Origin of the sequence: Mesorhizobium sp. B2-5-4, from assembly GCF_006441095.1 — a bacterium.
GTDB classification, from domain to species: domain Bacteria; phylum Pseudomonadota; class Alphaproteobacteria; order Rhizobiales; family Rhizobiaceae; genus Mesorhizobium; species Mesorhizobium salmacidum.
The window spans coordinates 197,290-210,793 of the sequence record NZ_VFUR01000003.1 but is presented as its reverse complement, the minus strand read 5'-3'; the positions used below and the strand labels follow the sequence as shown (position 1 = coordinate 210,793).

General features: G+C 63.2%; 15 protein-coding genes. 7 read left to right on the top strand and 8 right to left on the bottom strand.

Going from position 1 to position 13,504, the window contains the following annotated elements:
- Positions 1–130: 130 nt before the first annotated feature.
- From ettA to FJ492_RS05570, 3 genes are all read left to right on the top strand, one after another.
- The gene (ettA, locus tag FJ492_RS05580) at positions 131–1,780 is read left to right on the top strand and encodes an energy-dependent translational throttle protein EttA (protein ID WP_027141609.1); all 1,650 of its coding nucleotides are present in this window, start codon (positions 131–133) and stop codon (positions 1,778–1,780) included.
- A 45-nt stretch (positions 1,781–1,825) separates the two neighbouring features.
- Positions 1,826–2,596 carry a trans-aconitate 2-methyltransferase gene (gene tam, locus FJ492_RS05575; RefSeq protein WP_140768895.1) on the top strand — a complete coding sequence of 257 codons (771 nt, stop codon included), beginning with the start codon at positions 1,826–1,828 and terminating at the stop codon, positions 2,594–2,596.
- A gap of 117 nt (positions 2,597–2,713) precedes the next feature.
- Positions 2,714–3,835, top strand: coding sequence for a beta-ketoacyl-ACP synthase III (locus tag FJ492_RS05570; RefSeq protein ID WP_140769011.1), 1,122 nt, complete (start codon positions 2,714–2,716; stop codon positions 3,833–3,835).
- An 11-nt stretch (positions 3,836–3,846) separates the two neighbouring features.
- Here the strand turns inward: FJ492_RS05570 and FJ492_RS05565 are convergent, their stop codons facing one another.
- From FJ492_RS05565 to FJ492_RS05555, 3 genes are all read right to left on the bottom strand, one after another.
- Positions 3,847–4,413 (bottom strand): isoprenylcysteine carboxylmethyltransferase family protein, encoded by a 567-nt coding sequence (locus FJ492_RS05565; protein ID WP_140717600.1) that lies wholly within the window; start codon positions 4,411–4,413, stop codon positions 3,847–3,849.
- A gap of 116 nt (positions 4,414–4,529) precedes the next feature.
- Positions 4,530–4,946, bottom strand: coding sequence for a glyoxalase/bleomycin resistance/extradiol dioxygenase family protein (locus FJ492_RS05560; RefSeq protein ID WP_140768893.1), 417 nt, complete (start codon positions 4,944–4,946; stop codon positions 4,530–4,532).
- An 11-nt stretch (positions 4,947–4,957) separates the two neighbouring features.
- Positions 4,958–5,380, bottom strand: coding sequence for a hypothetical protein (locus FJ492_RS05555; RefSeq protein WP_140768891.1), 423 nt, complete (start codon positions 5,378–5,380; stop codon positions 4,958–4,960).
- A gap of 119 nt (positions 5,381–5,499) precedes the next feature.
- Here FJ492_RS05555 and FJ492_RS05550 point away from each other — a divergent pair, with 119 nt between their 5' ends.
- Positions 5,500–6,141 carry a TetR/AcrR family transcriptional regulator gene (locus FJ492_RS05550; protein WP_140717596.1) on the top strand — a complete coding sequence of 214 codons (642 nt, stop codon included), beginning with the start codon at positions 5,500–5,502 and terminating at the stop codon, positions 6,139–6,141.
- Positions 6,142–6,145: 4 nt separating this feature from the next.
- Positions 6,146–6,763, top strand: a complete 618-nt coding sequence (locus tag FJ492_RS05545) for an MOSC domain-containing protein (protein ID WP_140768889.1) — start codon at positions 6,146–6,148, stop codon at positions 6,761–6,763.
- 73 nt (positions 6,764–6,836) lie between these two features.
- Here the strand turns inward: FJ492_RS05545 and FJ492_RS05540 are convergent, their stop codons facing one another.
- From FJ492_RS05540 to tsaA, 4 genes are all read right to left on the bottom strand, one after another.
- Positions 6,837–7,676, bottom strand: coding sequence for an SDR family oxidoreductase (locus FJ492_RS05540; protein WP_140768887.1), 840 nt, complete (start codon positions 7,674–7,676; stop codon positions 6,837–6,839).
- Positions 7,677–7,830: 154 nt separating this feature from the next.
- A complete protein-coding gene (locus FJ492_RS05535) occupies positions 7,831–8,787 on the bottom strand; it encodes a D-amino acid aminotransferase (RefSeq protein ID WP_140747530.1) in 957 nt (318 codons plus the stop codon).
- A gap of 126 nt (positions 8,788–8,913) precedes the next feature.
- Positions 8,914–9,228, bottom strand: coding sequence for a DUF2293 domain-containing protein (locus FJ492_RS05530; protein WP_140717588.1), 315 nt, complete (start codon positions 9,226–9,228; stop codon positions 8,914–8,916).
- Positions 9,225–9,749, bottom strand: coding sequence for a tRNA (N6-threonylcarbamoyladenosine(37)-N6)-methyltransferase TrmO (tsaA, locus tag FJ492_RS05525; protein WP_140717586.1), 525 nt, complete (start codon positions 9,747–9,749; stop codon positions 9,225–9,227). Before tsaA ends, FJ492_RS05530 begins: the two co-directional genes overlap by 4 nt.
- A 191-nt stretch (positions 9,750–9,940) precedes the next feature.
- Between tsaA and FJ492_RS05520 the strand changes: the two genes are divergently transcribed.
- Positions 9,941–10,963 (top strand): metalloregulator ArsR/SmtB family transcription factor, encoded by a 1,023-nt coding sequence (locus tag FJ492_RS05520; protein ID WP_027141621.1) that lies wholly within the window; start codon positions 9,941–9,943, stop codon positions 10,961–10,963.
- Positions 10,963–11,880: a methylenetetrahydrofolate reductase [NAD(P)H] gene (gene metF, locus FJ492_RS05515; RefSeq protein WP_140768885.1), complete on the top strand. Its 918-nt coding sequence runs from the start codon at positions 10,963–10,965 to the stop codon at positions 11,878–11,880. Before FJ492_RS05520 ends, metF begins: the two co-directional genes overlap by 1 nt.
- A gap of 443 nt (positions 11,881–12,323) precedes the next feature.
- Here the strand turns inward: metF and FJ492_RS05510 are convergent, their stop codons facing one another.
- On the bottom strand, positions 12,324–13,241 hold the full coding sequence (locus FJ492_RS05510) for a DMT family transporter (protein ID WP_140768883.1): 918 nt from the start codon (positions 13,239–13,241) through the stop codon (positions 12,324–12,326).
- Positions 13,242–13,504 lie beyond the last annotated feature (263 nt).

The window sequence follows — 13,504 nt, the reverse complement described above, 5'->3', positions numbered from 1 at the left end:
GCCGTCGGTGCACACTTGTCCGTGTGGTTGGCTCGATGTGGCAAAAGCGATTGCCGTCCGGCGTCGCATCGCCTACATAGCGGCCAACCTCCATTCAATTCGACAAATCCAGTCATTCAGGGAAGCGCGCGTGGCACGCCAGTTCATCTATCACATGGCCGGCCTCAACAAGGCCTACGGCACCAAGAAGGTGCTCGAGAACGTTCATCTGTCCTTCTACCCCGACGCCAAGATCGGCATCCTCGGCCCGAACGGCGCCGGCAAGTCGACGATCCTCAAGATCATGGCCGGCATCGACAAGGAGTGGAGTGGTGAGGCGTGGCTCGCCGAAGGCGCCACGGTCGGCTACCTGGCGCAGGAACCGGCGCTCGACCCCGACAAGACCGTGTTCGAGAACATCATGGAAGGTGTCGCGGCCAAGACCGCCATCATCGAGCGCTACAACGAATTGATGATGAACTATTCCGACGAGACGGCCGACGAGTCGGCCAAGCTCCAGGACGAGATGGACCGGCTGAACCTTTGGGATCTCGAACAGCAGGTCGAGATGGCGATGGAAGCGCTGGGCTGCCCGCCCAAGGATGCGAATGTCACCAAGCTGTCGGGTGGCGAGCGCCGCCGCGTCGCGCTCTGCCAGCTGCTGCTGCGCCAGCCTGATCTTCTGCTACTCGACGAACCGACCAACCATCTCGACGCCGAGACGACGGCGTGGCTGGAAAAGCATCTGCGCGCCTATCCCGGCGCCGTGATGATCATCACCCACGATCGCTACTTCCTCGACAATGTCACCGGCTGGATCCTGGAACTCGATCGCGGCCGCGGCATCCCGTATGAGGGCAACTACACCAAATATCTCGAAGCCAAGGCCAAGCGCCTCAAGCAGGAGGGCCGCGAGGATGACGCCCGCCAGCGCGCCATCGGCCGCGAGCGCGAGTGGATCCAGTCGAGCCCGAAGGCCCGACAGACCAAGTCCAAGGCGCGTATCCAGGCGTTCCAGGACCTGTTGGATGCAGCCGACAAGCGGCGGCCGACGGATACGCAGATCGTCATTCCGCATGGCGAGCGGCTCGGCAACGTGGTCATCGAGGTCGAGGGCCTGTCGAAAGGCTTCGGCGACACGCTGTTGATCGAAGGCCTCGAATTCAAGCTGCCTCCAGGCGGCATCGTCGGCGTCATCGGCCCGAACGGCGCCGGCAAGACGACGCTGTTCCGCATGATCACCGGCCAGGAAAAGCCGGATGCGGGTTCTGTCCGCGTCGGCGAGACGGTCAAGCTCGGCTATGTCGACCAGAGCCGCGATGCGCTCGATCCGTCAAAGACCGTGTGGGAAGAAATCTCGGGCGGCGCCGAAGTGGTCAAGCTCGGCAAGTTCGAGGCCAATACCCGCGCGTACTGCGCTTCGTTCAACTTCCGCGGCGGTGACCAGCAGCAGAAGGTCGGCAACCTCTCCGGCGGTCAGCGCAACCGTGTGCACCTGGCCAAGATGCTGAAGACCGGCGGCAATGTGCTGCTGCTCGACGAACCGACCAACGATCTCGATACGGAAACGCTGGCGGCACTCGAAGACGCGCTGGAAAATTTCGGCGGCTGCGCGGTCATCATCTCGCACGATCGCATGTTCCTCGACCGTCTGGCGACGCACATCCTCGCCTTCGAGGGCGACAGCCATGTCGAATGGTTCGAAGGCAACTTCGAGGACTACGAGCAGGACAAGATCCGCCGGCTCGGGCCCGAAGCCGTCAACCCGCACAGGATGACGTATAAGAGGCTGACGCGGTAAGGGGCACCGGGGCGGCGAACTCTCAAGCTGGCATGAGGAGCTCGAATGTCTGATTGGTCCGCCGCCCAATATCTGAAATTCGAGGACGAGCGCACACGGCCGGCGCGTGATCTCGCAGCCCAAGTGCCGGTGGATTTTCCGCGCCGCGTCGTCGACATCGGCTGCGGGCCGGGCAATTCGACCGAACTTTTGGTCGAGCGCTGGCCGGATGCGCAGGTGAGCGGCTTCGATACGTCTCCCGACATGATCGAAAAGGCAAGGGCGCGCCTGCCCAATGTCAGCTTCGACCTCGCCGATGCGTCGACATGGCAGCCGGCCGAGCCGGTCAACGTGATCTTCGCCAACGCGGTCTTCCAGTGGCTGCCGGAGCATCCGGCGGTGTTCCAGCGTCTGATGGGTTTTCTGGCGCCCGGTGGCGCGCTGGCCGTCCAGATGCCTGACAATATGGCCGAGGATTCGCATCGGCTGATGCGGGAAACCGCGGCGCAAGTGCGTTTTGCGGCAAAGATCAGGGATGCGGCCCGCGCACCGCTGCCGCCGGTGTCGTTCTATTACGACCTGCTGTCGCCGCTCTCCGCTCGGCTCGACATCTGGCACACCATCTACAACCATCCGCTGGCCGACGCCGAGGCGATCGTCGAATGGGTGAAGTCGACCGGGCTGAAGCCGTTCCTCGATCCGCTGGACGCGGACGAGCGCAAGCTGTTCCTCGACAGCTACACGGCCAAGCTCGCCAAGGCCTATCCGAAGACCGCCGATGGCAAGGTGCTGCTGCGTTTCCCCCGCATTTTCATCGTCGCCAAGCGGGCGGGATAGGCTGGCGTAAACCTTGGTTTAAGCCTGCGTAAACCGGCCGAGTGAGAAAAGTGTTGCGCCGAAGCGTTTCGGCGCCCACATGAAGCCGCAATGCCCGCGGACGGGACGGACTGGAACATGCATCGCGTCATCATCAGCGGCATCGGCGCTGAAATACCCAAGCCTGTCATCACGAATGAGGAACTGGTCGCCAGCTTCAATGCCTGGGTCGACACCGAGAACGCGCGGCGCCAGGCTGCCGGCGAGACGCTGCTGCAGAAATCCGATGCCGACTTCATCGTCCATGCCTCGGGCGTGCGCGCCCGCCATGTGATCGAGCGGGAAGGCATTCTCGACCCGACCCGCATGGCGCCGCGCATTCCGGCGCGCCCGGACGACGCGCTCTCGCTGCAGGCGGAATTCGGTGTCGCTTCGGCCAGGAAGGCGATCGAGCACGCCGACATCGACGCGTCGGACATCGATCTGGTGATCTGCTCGTCCTCGCATCAGCAGAGGCCGTATCCGGCCATCGCCATCGAAATGCAGGAGGCGCTGGGCACGAGGGGCGCCGGCTTCGATATGGGACTTGGCTGTTCGTCCGCGGCGGCTGCGCTGCACATGGCGGTCAATCTGGTGCGCTCGGGCGCGCACAAGCGCATCCTGGTGACCACGCCCGAGATCATCACCGGCCATCTCAATTTCCGCGACCGGCAGACGCATTTCATCTTCGGGGACGCTTCGGTGTCGATGGTGGTGGAAGGGCTCGCACAGGGCGAGAAGCGGCCGGGTCGCTTCGAGGTGCTGGACACGCGTATCTGGACGCAGATGTCGAACAACATCCGCACCAATCTCGGCTACCACACCCGTACCGCCCAGGACGATCCCTACATGATCAACCTGGAGGGCAACCTCATCAAGCAGGTCGGCAACAAGGTGTTCAAGGAAGTCACCGTCGCCGGGCACAAATTCATCGTCGAATTCCTGGCCGAGCATGGGCTGACGCCACAGGCGGTCCGACGCTTCTGGCTGCACCAGGCCAATGCGCGCATGAATGCCATGATCCTGAAACTGGCCTTCGGCCATGATGTCGGCCATGACCGCGCGCCTATGGTGCTGGAGCGGCTCGGCAACACGGCGGGCGCCGGTGCCATCATCGCGCTGTCGGAGAATCATGCGGATATGAAGCCCGGCGATTTCGGTCTGATCTGCGCCTTCGGCGCCGGGTATTCGATAGGCGGCGCGCTTATCAGAATGCTTTGAGTAATGTCGCGTCAGGCCGGCGTGAACGGAACCAGCATCGGCACCCGCCTGGCGTAGTCGTCGTAGGCGGGGCCGAGTTCGTCGCGCAGGAAATGCTCCTCCAGCCTCGCCTTAATGACGACGCCGATGATGAGCAGGGCCGTACCTGCGATGCCCCAGAGCGTGCCCTTCGCCACCATGGTGGCGAGCACTGCCAGAAGCAGCCCGGTATAGATCGGATGCCGGACCAGGCGATAGGGGCCGGTGTCGACCACGCGATGATCCGCCTTGGCGGTGACCGTGGCGGACCACAACCGCCCGAGATGGATTCGCGCCCACCACGCGAAGCCGATGCCGACCGCGATCAGGGCAACGCAGGCCCAGGCTTCGGCAAGGGTCGGCGTCCACAATCTCAGCCTGCCTTCATAGCCATGCGCTGGAACGAACAGCAGGACGGTGCCTGCCAGCCAGAAGACGCGATAGCGAGCCTCCGCCCCGATGGTGGCGCGCTTTTGCGCCGGATCGGCCCATAGGGCAGCCGCCATCCATGTGACTACCCAGATCAACCAAAGCGCTGCGATCGCCGCTCCGGGACGCATGAGAACCTCCGTCGACGGTCCGGGCTTCACCATGAAGCCGATGCAGCGCGGCGACAATGCGGCGCAGCGCCGTTTTTCGGTAAGAAGGTTGTGATCGAGCGGTCTGCGACCGGCGTCTATTCTTTGGAGCAACTGAACATCCACTGCACGCCGAAGGCGTCGACCAGCATGCCGAAGCTGGTCCCCCAATATTGCCGGGCAAACGGCACTGTGATCCGGCCGCCCTCGGCCATGTGTGCGAAAAGCTCCTCGCGGGCGAAAACCCCTGGTGCCGCGATCGGTCCATCGAATTCCAGCATCATGGCGGAGCCCTTCATCGGCTCCGCGTCGTCATTGTCCGAGGCGTGGAACAGCACACCCGGACCTTCGAAGCGTGCATGCAGGACTTTTCCGCGCATGGCTTCGGTGTGCACCGGCATATTGTTGTCGCCCCAGCGCAGCAGGATCGTTGCCCGACCAAGGCCGCATTGTTCGTAGAAGGCCAGCGCGGGCTCGCAGTTGGTGGTGAAGAACAGCGAAGGGGAGAGCCGCATCATCCCGTTCATCACCGCGCGGCGGCGGTGGCGGCCGCGATGAGCGCGTCGCCGGTATATTGCCTGTCACCGATGCCCCAGCCGCCGTCGGGCGCGTTGACGATGTTGATCCAGGTGTTTTCCGGCTTGTGGCTGGGTACGCAGAGTTCGCCGACAATCCGGGCGGCGGCGGCAATGAAGATCTTGCGGGCTTCGATTGAGCCAAGGGCGATATTGGGCAGCTTCAACTCGACCATGACGACCGGCCGGTTGGCGCCACCTGCATAAATGTGGCGCGGCGGCAGGATATGGACGGTGCCGCCGACGATCGCGGTGAAGAATGAATTGCCGGTGGCGTCGGAGGCTTCGATGAGGGCAGCGCTCAGGCGTGGCAGGATTTCGCGCTCTCCAGCGGGAATGAATACGCCTTCCGGTGCGGTCACGGTGATCGGCATTGTTTTTCTCCTTGGGTTGCACGGCTCTCGCCGGGAGGTCATCTTCCGGTTTGCCTGGTTGCGTATCGATTGATATGTTATGAGGGAAAGGTGAGTCAACAGGTTTCGTATCGATCGCTATGGAAAACTCGGACAAACCACGCGGCGGCCGGCCGCGCGCATTCGACCCCGACCGGGCGCTCGACGCCGCGATGCACCTTTTCTGGGAGCACGGCTATGAAGCGACGTCGCTGGCCATGCTGCGCGAAGCGATGGGGCTGACGCCGCCACAGATCTACAACGCCTTCACCGACAAGGAGACTTTGTTTCGCAAGGCGTTGAAGCGCTACCACGAGACCGAGATAGGCTTCGCGCTGGAAGCGCTGAGCGCGCCGGTATCGACGGGAGAGGCGATCCGGCGCTTGCTGCTGGGCGCCGCGGCGGCCTATTCCAGGCCCGGCAAGCCGGGCGGGTGTCTTTTCGTCAGCGGTGCGCTGGCGGCCTCGCCGCAGGCACAAGCCATTGCGGATGAACTCAAGGCCTATCGCAAGGCGAGCGAGGCGGCGATCGCGGCGCGGCTGGCCAAAGGCAAGGCAGAAGGCGATGTGCCGGAAAACCTCTCCGTCGAAGGCTTCGCCAAATATATTGCAGGCGTCATGAACGGCATGTCGATCCAGGCACGGGACGGCGCATCGGTCGAAGAGTTGCGCGTTTTGGCCCGAACCGCTCTTGCGGCCTTGCCGGGTGAAGGGCAAAACCAGGGCACATCATCCAAGGAATGAAGCCATGCTGGATCTCTTTCCCGAGCCTGAAAAGCCGGTCGAAATCATTCCCTCGAAGAAGCTTGCCGGCCGCGCGGCGGCGCTGTATGTCGCGCCAGCGGACGATTTCCAGACGCGTCCGGTGGACGAATTGCGGCTCGGCTTCGACGGCATTTCAGGCGACTTCCATGCAGGACCGACGCGCCGTTCCGGCGGGCGTGAACCCTGGTATCCGCGCGGCACCGAGATGCGCAACGAACGGCAGATATCGATCGTGGCGGCGGACGAATTGGGCATCGTCGCTGAACGGATGGAACTCGCCGAAATCAAGCCGGAATGGATCGGCGCCAATCTGGTGATCGAAGACGTGCCGCATCTGTCGATGCTGCCGGCCGGCACGCTACTGTTCTTCAAGGGCGGCGTGACGCTCAAGGTCGACGCCCAGAACGGGCCATGCCGCTTCGCCGGGCGATCGATCGCTGAAAACGCTGGAATGGCCGACATCGAAGCCGGCGCGCTGTTGTTTCCCAAGGCGGCGAAGCGGTTGCGCGGCGTGGTCGCCCGGGTTGAAAGGCCCGGCATCGTCAGGGCCGGCGAAGAGATTTCGGTGCGGGTGCCGGAACAATGGATTTATCAGGTATAGCCGCGCGCTCACGTCGTGGCGGAGGGTAGGAGCTACGCCGCCAGCGAGGCGGCGTAGCAGAAGTCGCCGGGCTTTAGCCCTTGCGGTTCTTGTTGGCGCCTTGCGCCATGACGGAGACGTGGTCCCACTTGTCCCAGGTGGCGAGGCGGTTGGCGTATTCCTGGCGTATCATCGGCAGGCCGCCATCGCCGAAGAATACCCGCAGCGGCGGCTCGTCGGCATCGATGATGGCCAGCATGGCCGGACCGGTCGCCTCGGGATCGCCGGCGACCGAGTTGGCGCGGCGCTCGGCCATCCTGGCGCGGGCAGGCGCATAGGCCTCGATCGGCTTGGAAACCTTGGCCGATGCTCCCGACCAGTCGGTGGAGAAGCCGCCCGGCTCGACCAGCGTGACATGAATGCCGAATTCCGCGACCTCGATGCTGAGCGACTGGCTGAAAGCTTCCAGCGCCCATTTCGAGGCATGATAGAGGCCGAGCGAGGCAAAGGCGTTGACGCCGCCGATCGACGAGATCTGGATGATGTGGCCGGACCGCTGCGCCCGCATGATCGGTAGGGCGGCCTGGGTGACCCACAGCGCGCCGAACACATTGGTCTCGATCTGGTCGCGGGCTTCCTGCTCGCTGACTTCCTCGATGGCGCCGAAATGGCCGTAGCCGGCATTGTTGATGACGACGTCGAGCCGGCCAAAGCGCTTGTGCGCCTCGGCGACAGCGGCATCTACGGCTTTCTTGTCGGTGACGTCGAGCTTTAGCGCGGCGATGTTGTCGCCGTATTTCTCGACCAGATCGGCGAGCGTGCCGACGTCACGGGCGGTCGCGGCGACGCGGTCGCCGCGCGCCAACGCGGCCTCCGCCCAGACGCGGCCAAAGCCTTTCGACGATCCGGTGATGAACCAAACCTTTGATGTCATGATGTGGAATCCTTGCCCCTGCGGGCGCAACTTCTGGATGGAAGCGGAGGCTTCTCCGCTTCCGGGCATATACGGGCTGTCCCGTGATTTTCCAGAGGCGGGCGGAAATCTTTTTGAACTTGGGGCTTTCCAGTAGAACAAGAAATCGAGTGAATCAGGGGTAGTTCACCAAACTCGACCAAGCCGGGTCGTCGTGCTTTTGCCAATAGAGCGCCATCAGCCGGCTGGTGATCGGCCCGACCTTGCCGTCGGCGATGTCGGCACCGTCAATCTCCGTCACCGGCATGATGCCGCCGGCGGTCGAGGTGATGAAGACTTCGTCGGCGCCGCGCAGCATGGCCACGCTAACATTCATGGCCGTCGCCGAGAGTCCGATCTCTGCGCAAAGATCGAAGACGGTGCGGCGGGTGATGCCCGGCAGCACGCCGATGGCCGGTGTCGACAGTCTGCCGTCCTTGACGCAGAAGACGTTGAAGCCAGGACCCTCGGCGACATTGCCGTTGAAGTCGAGAATGAGGGCCGTCTCGGCGCCGCGATCATAGGCATCGTAGAGGCCGCGCACGAGGTCGAGCCAGTGATAGTTCTTGATCGTCGGATCGATCGAGGCCGGCGGAATGCGCACTTTGTCACTGACGGCGACACGCAGCCCGCGCTGCAACTGCTCGGCATTGGCGACCGAGCCGAACGGCACGGCGAACGCCATGAAGCGGTTGATCGCCTGGCGCGGGTCGCGGCTGAATGTCGGCGAGGCGCCGCGCGTGCACAGCATCTCGACATAGGCGGCGCGATGGCCTGACAGCGCAACGCAATTGTGCAGGATCTCGGCCACGCCATCGTGATCGAACGAGATCGTCATGCGCAGCTTTTGCAAGCCGTCGAAGAAACGGTCGAGATGCAGATCGAGGCGGAAGAAGCGGCCGTTCCAGACATGCACCGTATCGTAGGTGGCGTCAGAGTGCAGAAAACCCCAATCCAGCACCGAGACCTTGGCTTGTGACATCGGCACATACTGGCCGTCGAGGAAGGCAATGCCGTCGGGATAGGCGTGCGGGTCGACATGACTGTCGCCCACCACAGGCAGCGGCGGTGTATCCTGTGCGATTTGGCTCATCGGCAGCTCCTTGCCCACAAGCTATCGGCGGCGGGCCGAGTGCATAGAGCCAGCACTCCGACTTCACTCATCCTCGAGGATCCCGCCAGCATTTACGAGTGAGCACCATTCCGCCCGGCAATAGCGTCATTCCTCCTCGTCATCGGCGTCGAGCAGGCGGGTGGCGCGCCAGCGCGTGAGCACGATGTTGGTTTGCTCGACGACGAAGAAACGCGCCGAGTCGCGATCATAGCCTTCGGCCAGCAGCTTTTCGTAGTCGGTGTGCATGTGACGGATATGGGCAATCGTCGCCAGCCAGACCGCGATTGTCGGCGGCAAGGTCTTCATATGCACGGAGCCGGCGTCGGTGCGGATATTCTCCATGTCGGCATAAGGCGCCAGCGGCAAAAGTGCTGTCAGCGCCTTGGCGATGGCGCGGCGGCGGCCGGTCGGCGCGCTCATCGCTCCTCGCGCCCCTCGACGGTCGCCTCCGATATAGCGTCGGTCGAGGCGAAATATGGCTTGATGTCGATGACCGGCGTGCCGTCGAGCACGTCGATGGCGTCGAGATCGATGCGCCCGGTGGCAATGTCCAGACCGACGAGTTTGGCTACATGCAGGCCGATCGGGTTCGGCCGGGCCGGGGAGCGCAACCCGAATACGCCTTTTGCTTCAGCCGCATGGCGGGGTTTTTGAACGATCAGATTCCGCGGCGCGTGATGCAGCCAGGACAGGATGACGACGTGGCTGGCGCGGTCCAGCCCACACAGCCCTTCGCGATAGGGCGCTTCGATGGTGAGCGCCGCCGGTTGTCCCGTTTCGCGCGCGGCGCGCATGTTTTTCGGGCAGCTTTCCCGGGTAGTCCATGGCGAGGCGATACGGCCGATGAAGACGATGCCGCTATCGGGTGGCATCGTTGCCGGATCCTGGTCCAGCCTCTGCTCGCCTTCACGTGCCTCGAACATGTCACGCTGCCCGGTCATTGCCTGTCTCTTTGCCGGGCCTGACTCTGTGCTGGTGCATGCCTTTGTCTCAAACCGCTTGACGTTTCGGGTGACCTGGACCGGGAAATCACGCATGCGGCATTTTCTGGTCCGGAAGCGACATAGCGCTTGCAAGGCCGCCAAAATCGACATAAACATATGTTTATATCTTTTTCAAAGAGAATACGCTGATGCATGTCTCGCTCGACACCATGGTGGATACGCTTAAGGCGGCGGCCGAATCCAGCCGCCTGCGCATATTGGCACTGTTGTCGCGCGGCGACCTCACGGTTTCCGACCTTACCGAAATTCTCGGCCAGTCGCAGCCGCGTGTCTCGCGACACCTGAAACTGCTGCTCGAGGCCGGGCTGATCGGCCGCTACCAGGAAGGGTCGTGGGCATTCTTCCGCCTGTCGGACGCAGATTCGGCTCGAGACTTCGTGATGGGGCTGGTTTCCAGCATTCGCGGCGCCGACCCGCAGGTCGAGCGCGATCTGGAGCGGCTGACCTCGGTCAAGCGCAAGCGTCAGGACCGCGCCACCGCGTATTTTTCGCAGAACGCCGCAAGCTGGGATCATATCCGCTCGCTGCATGTGCCCGACCGCGCCGTCGAGGCCGCGATGCTGAAGCTGGTCGGCAAGCGGCCGTTCCAGTCCATGCTCGACCTTGGCACCGGCACCGGGCGGCTGCTCGAAATCTTCTCGCCGCTCTACCGGCGCGGCATCGGCATCGACATGTCGCGCGAGATGCTGACGGTGGCGCGCGCCAATCTCGACAAGGCCGGCGTTTCGAATGCGCAGGTGCGGCAGGGCGATATTTTTTCGCCGCCTGTCGAGCGCGATGCCTTCGATCTCGTCACCATCCACCAGGTGCTGCACTATCTCGACGATCCGGCCCGCGCCATCCATGAGGCGGCGCGGCTTTTGCGCCCGGCCGGCCGTCTGGTCATCGTCGATTTCGCGCCGCACGCGCTGGAGTTCCTGCGTGACGAGCACGCGCATATGCGTCTCGGCTTTTCCGACCGGCAGATCGGGGACTGGTTCTCCGAAGCCGGCCTCGATCTTGAGGATGCCCAGGAATTCGAACCGCGCAGCGGTAACGAGGCCAGGCTCACCGTCAAGCTTTGGCTTGGCCGCGACCGGCGCCTGCTGATCGCCGATCCCGCCAACGCCAGCCAGCAGACCAGAGTGAGCTCGATAGGGGAAATCGCCTGATGAACCAGTTTCGTTTTTCCCGCCGTCCCGATATCGGCGACAAGGTCAGGGTTTCGTTCGAGTTCTTCCCGCCGAAGAACGACGAGATGGAAGCGAGGCTATGGGACACGGTCACAAGGCTGGAGCCGCTGAAGCCTAAATTCGTCTCGGTCACCTATGGCGCCGGCGGCTCGACACGCGAGCGCACGGCGCGCACCATCGGCCGCATCCTGAAGGAGACCAGCCTGACGCCGGCCGCGCACATGACCTGCGTCGATGCTGCCCGCCATCAGGTCGATACGGTGATCCAGGAATTCACCGACATGGGCGTCAAACGCTTCGTCGCCTTGCGCGGCGATCCGGCCGCGGGCGTCGGAACCGCCTACCGGCCGCATCCGGATGGCTACGCCAATGGTGCCGAGCTGGTCGGGGCGCTGAAGGACGCCGGCGATTTCGACATCTCGGTTTCGGCCTATCCGGAAAAGCATCCGGAAAGCCCTGACTTCGCCACCGACATCGACATGCTTAAGCGCAAGGTCGACAATGGCGCGACACGGGCGATCACCCAGTTCTTTTTCGACAACGATCTCTACGAGCGTTACGTCGAGCGCGCGCGCCGCGCCGGCATCTACATCCCGATCGTTCCCGGCATCCTGCCAGTGCACAATTTTACCCAGGTCGCCAATTTCTCGGCGCGCTGCGGTGCGCTGGTGCCGGCATGGCTGGCCGAGCGCTTCGACGGTCTGCAGAACGATCCGCAGACGCATGCGCTGGTGGCTTCCGCCGTGGCGGCCGAACAGGTGCTGGACCTGGTCGAGCGCGGCGTTGGCGATTTTCATTTCTATACGATGAACCGGGCCGATCTGGTGTTCGCCGTCTGCCACATGATCGGCATCCGCTCGCATGAGGCGGAGGTGGCGGGTTCCGCCGCTGCGTAAGGCTCGGCTGGAAAAGCAAAAGGCCGGGTAAAAACCCCGGCCTTTCGAATTGGTTAGACTATCTGGTGCTGGTCTTCCCCATCTTGGCGGGTTCAGGGAAGGACGCCGATAATGAGGGCGCCGATGAAAGCAAACGCAGCACAAATCATCAATGCGTTGATTGGCCTCGTAAGTCCCATGACATAGCCTCCTCTTAAAGAGCTATGCCCTGGAGTCTAGGTTCATTTGTGCCACAGGCAAGCGGAAAATATGCTGCATTGCGACGTGATTGTGAGATTCGCGACCTCTGTTTTGCCTTTACCCGTTGAAACCCTTCGGGAAAAACCCGCTTTAGGCCTGTGTATAAATTATGGCGGTGGCGTGTCGATGCTGTGTCATGGCAGCGCTACCGCCGCGAAAGTCGTCGCATTTCGACTTTCGCGGCGACCATCCCTCGCCCGGCCCTAACGGCGACCGAACACTCGTCCGTCGATTGTGAGAAGACCGAGTCCGATAAGCACCACACCGCCGATCTCGAACAATTCCAGCCGTTCGCCAAGGAATAGAAAACCGAGCAGCATGGCGCTGGCCGGCACGATCAGCGTGACCAGCGAGGCGTTGGTGGCCCCGGCCGAGGCGACGAGATTGAAGTAGAGGATGTAGGCGAAGGCCGTCGACAGAAGCGCCAGCGCCAGCACCGCCGTCCACACCGGCGGCGAGGCCGAGAACAAGCCGGCCGGGCCGTGGGCGAAGAGCACGATCGGGATCATGATGATGGTCGAAGCCGTCAATTGTCCGGTGGCGACGACCGGCGAGGGCACGCCCTTGAAGCAGCGGGCGACCATCAGCGCAACGCCATAGGAGAGCGAGGCGCCGATCAGCGCGAATTTGGCCCAGACCGGGCCGCCAAGCCCCGCGAGCAGGCCGGGACCGATCATCACAGCCGTGCCGGCGACACCGAGGGCGATGCCGGCGAGCTTGTTCCAGGACAGCTTTTCATCTGATGTCAGAGCGTTGGCGAGGATCAGCGTCCAGAACGGCGTCGTGGCATTGAGCACGGAGGCGACGCCGGCACCCAATTGGGTCTGGCCGGCGAAGATCAGCGAGAAGGGGACGACGTTGTTGGTGAAGGCCAGCAGGAAGAACAGGCCGGCATATGGCAAGGCGGGACGGAAGGAGGGGCCGCGCAAGCCGAGATAGAGCTGCAGCGCGAATGCGGCGATGGCGACGCGAAACAGAACCAGCACCAGCGGGTGAAGTTCAGCCACCGCGATGCGGGCGAAGAAGAACGAGCCGCCCCAGATCGCGCCGAGCAACAGCAACTGCCCCCAGTCCCTGAGCGTCATCGGTCCGCGTGCTGCAGATGCCGCTGCCATAGCCATGTGATTTATCCTCCCCGGACGGCTCGAATGCCGGCCAACCAGGCAGAAGCCATATCGGGTCCGGCGGCAAGGGCCACCCGAAACTTGACCGACAGCCAAGCTTCCCGGCAAAAGGCTAGTGCCGCACCGTCAGCAGCGCGAGACACAGAATTGTTTTCATTGCAGCGCCGCGCGTCTCCAGAGACGCGCAAAGGACGCTGCGAGATTCATTCCTGGCGCATGATCCTTTCCGAAAGTCGAATTGACTTTCGGGGTCATGCGCT

Excerpts from the sequence above, each read along its gene's own strand:
- tam (WP_140768895.1), top strand. The coding sequence starts at position 1,826 with ATGTCTGATTGGTCCGCCGCCCAATATCTGAAATTCGAGGACGAGCGC.
- FJ492_RS05570 (WP_140769011.1), top strand. The coding sequence starts at position 2,714 with ATGCATCGCGTCATCATCAGCGGCATCGGCGCTGAAATACCCAAGCCT.
- FJ492_RS05565 (WP_140717600.1), bottom strand. The coding sequence starts at position 4,413 with ATGCGTCCCGGAGCGGCGATCGCAGCGCTTTGGTTGATCTGGGTAGTC.
- FJ492_RS05560 (WP_140768893.1), bottom strand. The coding sequence starts at position 4,946 with ATGCGGCTCTCCCCTTCGCTGTTCTTCACCACCAACTGCGAGCCCGCG.
- FJ492_RS05555 (WP_140768891.1), bottom strand. The coding sequence starts at position 5,380 with ATGCCGATCACCGTGACCGCACCGGAAGGCGTATTCATTCCCGCTGGA.
- FJ492_RS05550 (WP_140717596.1), top strand. The coding sequence starts at position 5,500 with ATGGAAAACTCGGACAAACCACGCGGCGGCCGGCCGCGCGCATTCGAC.
- FJ492_RS05545 (WP_140768889.1), top strand. The coding sequence starts at position 6,146 with ATGCTGGATCTCTTTCCCGAGCCTGAAAAGCCGGTCGAAATCATTCCC.
- FJ492_RS05540 (WP_140768887.1), bottom strand. The coding sequence starts at position 7,676 with ATGACATCAAAGGTTTGGTTCATCACCGGATCGTCGAAAGGCTTTGGC.
- FJ492_RS05535 (WP_140747530.1), bottom strand. The coding sequence starts at position 8,787 with ATGAGCCAAATCGCACAGGATACACCGCCGCTGCCTGTGGTGGGCGAC.
- FJ492_RS05530 (WP_140717588.1), bottom strand. The coding sequence starts at position 9,228 with ATGAGCGCGCCGACCGGCCGCCGCCGCGCCATCGCCAAGGCGCTGACA.
- tsaA (WP_140717586.1), bottom strand. The coding sequence starts at position 9,749 with ATGACCGGGCAGCGTGACATGTTCGAGGCACGTGAAGGCGAGCAGAGG.
- FJ492_RS05520 (WP_027141621.1), top strand. The coding sequence starts at position 9,941 with ATGCATGTCTCGCTCGACACCATGGTGGATACGCTTAAGGCGGCGGCC.
- metF (WP_140768885.1), top strand. The coding sequence starts at position 10,963 with ATGAACCAGTTTCGTTTTTCCCGCCGTCCCGATATCGGCGACAAGGTC.
- FJ492_RS05510 (WP_140768883.1), bottom strand. The coding sequence starts at position 13,241 with ATGGCTATGGCAGCGGCATCTGCAGCACGCGGACCGATGACGCTCAGG.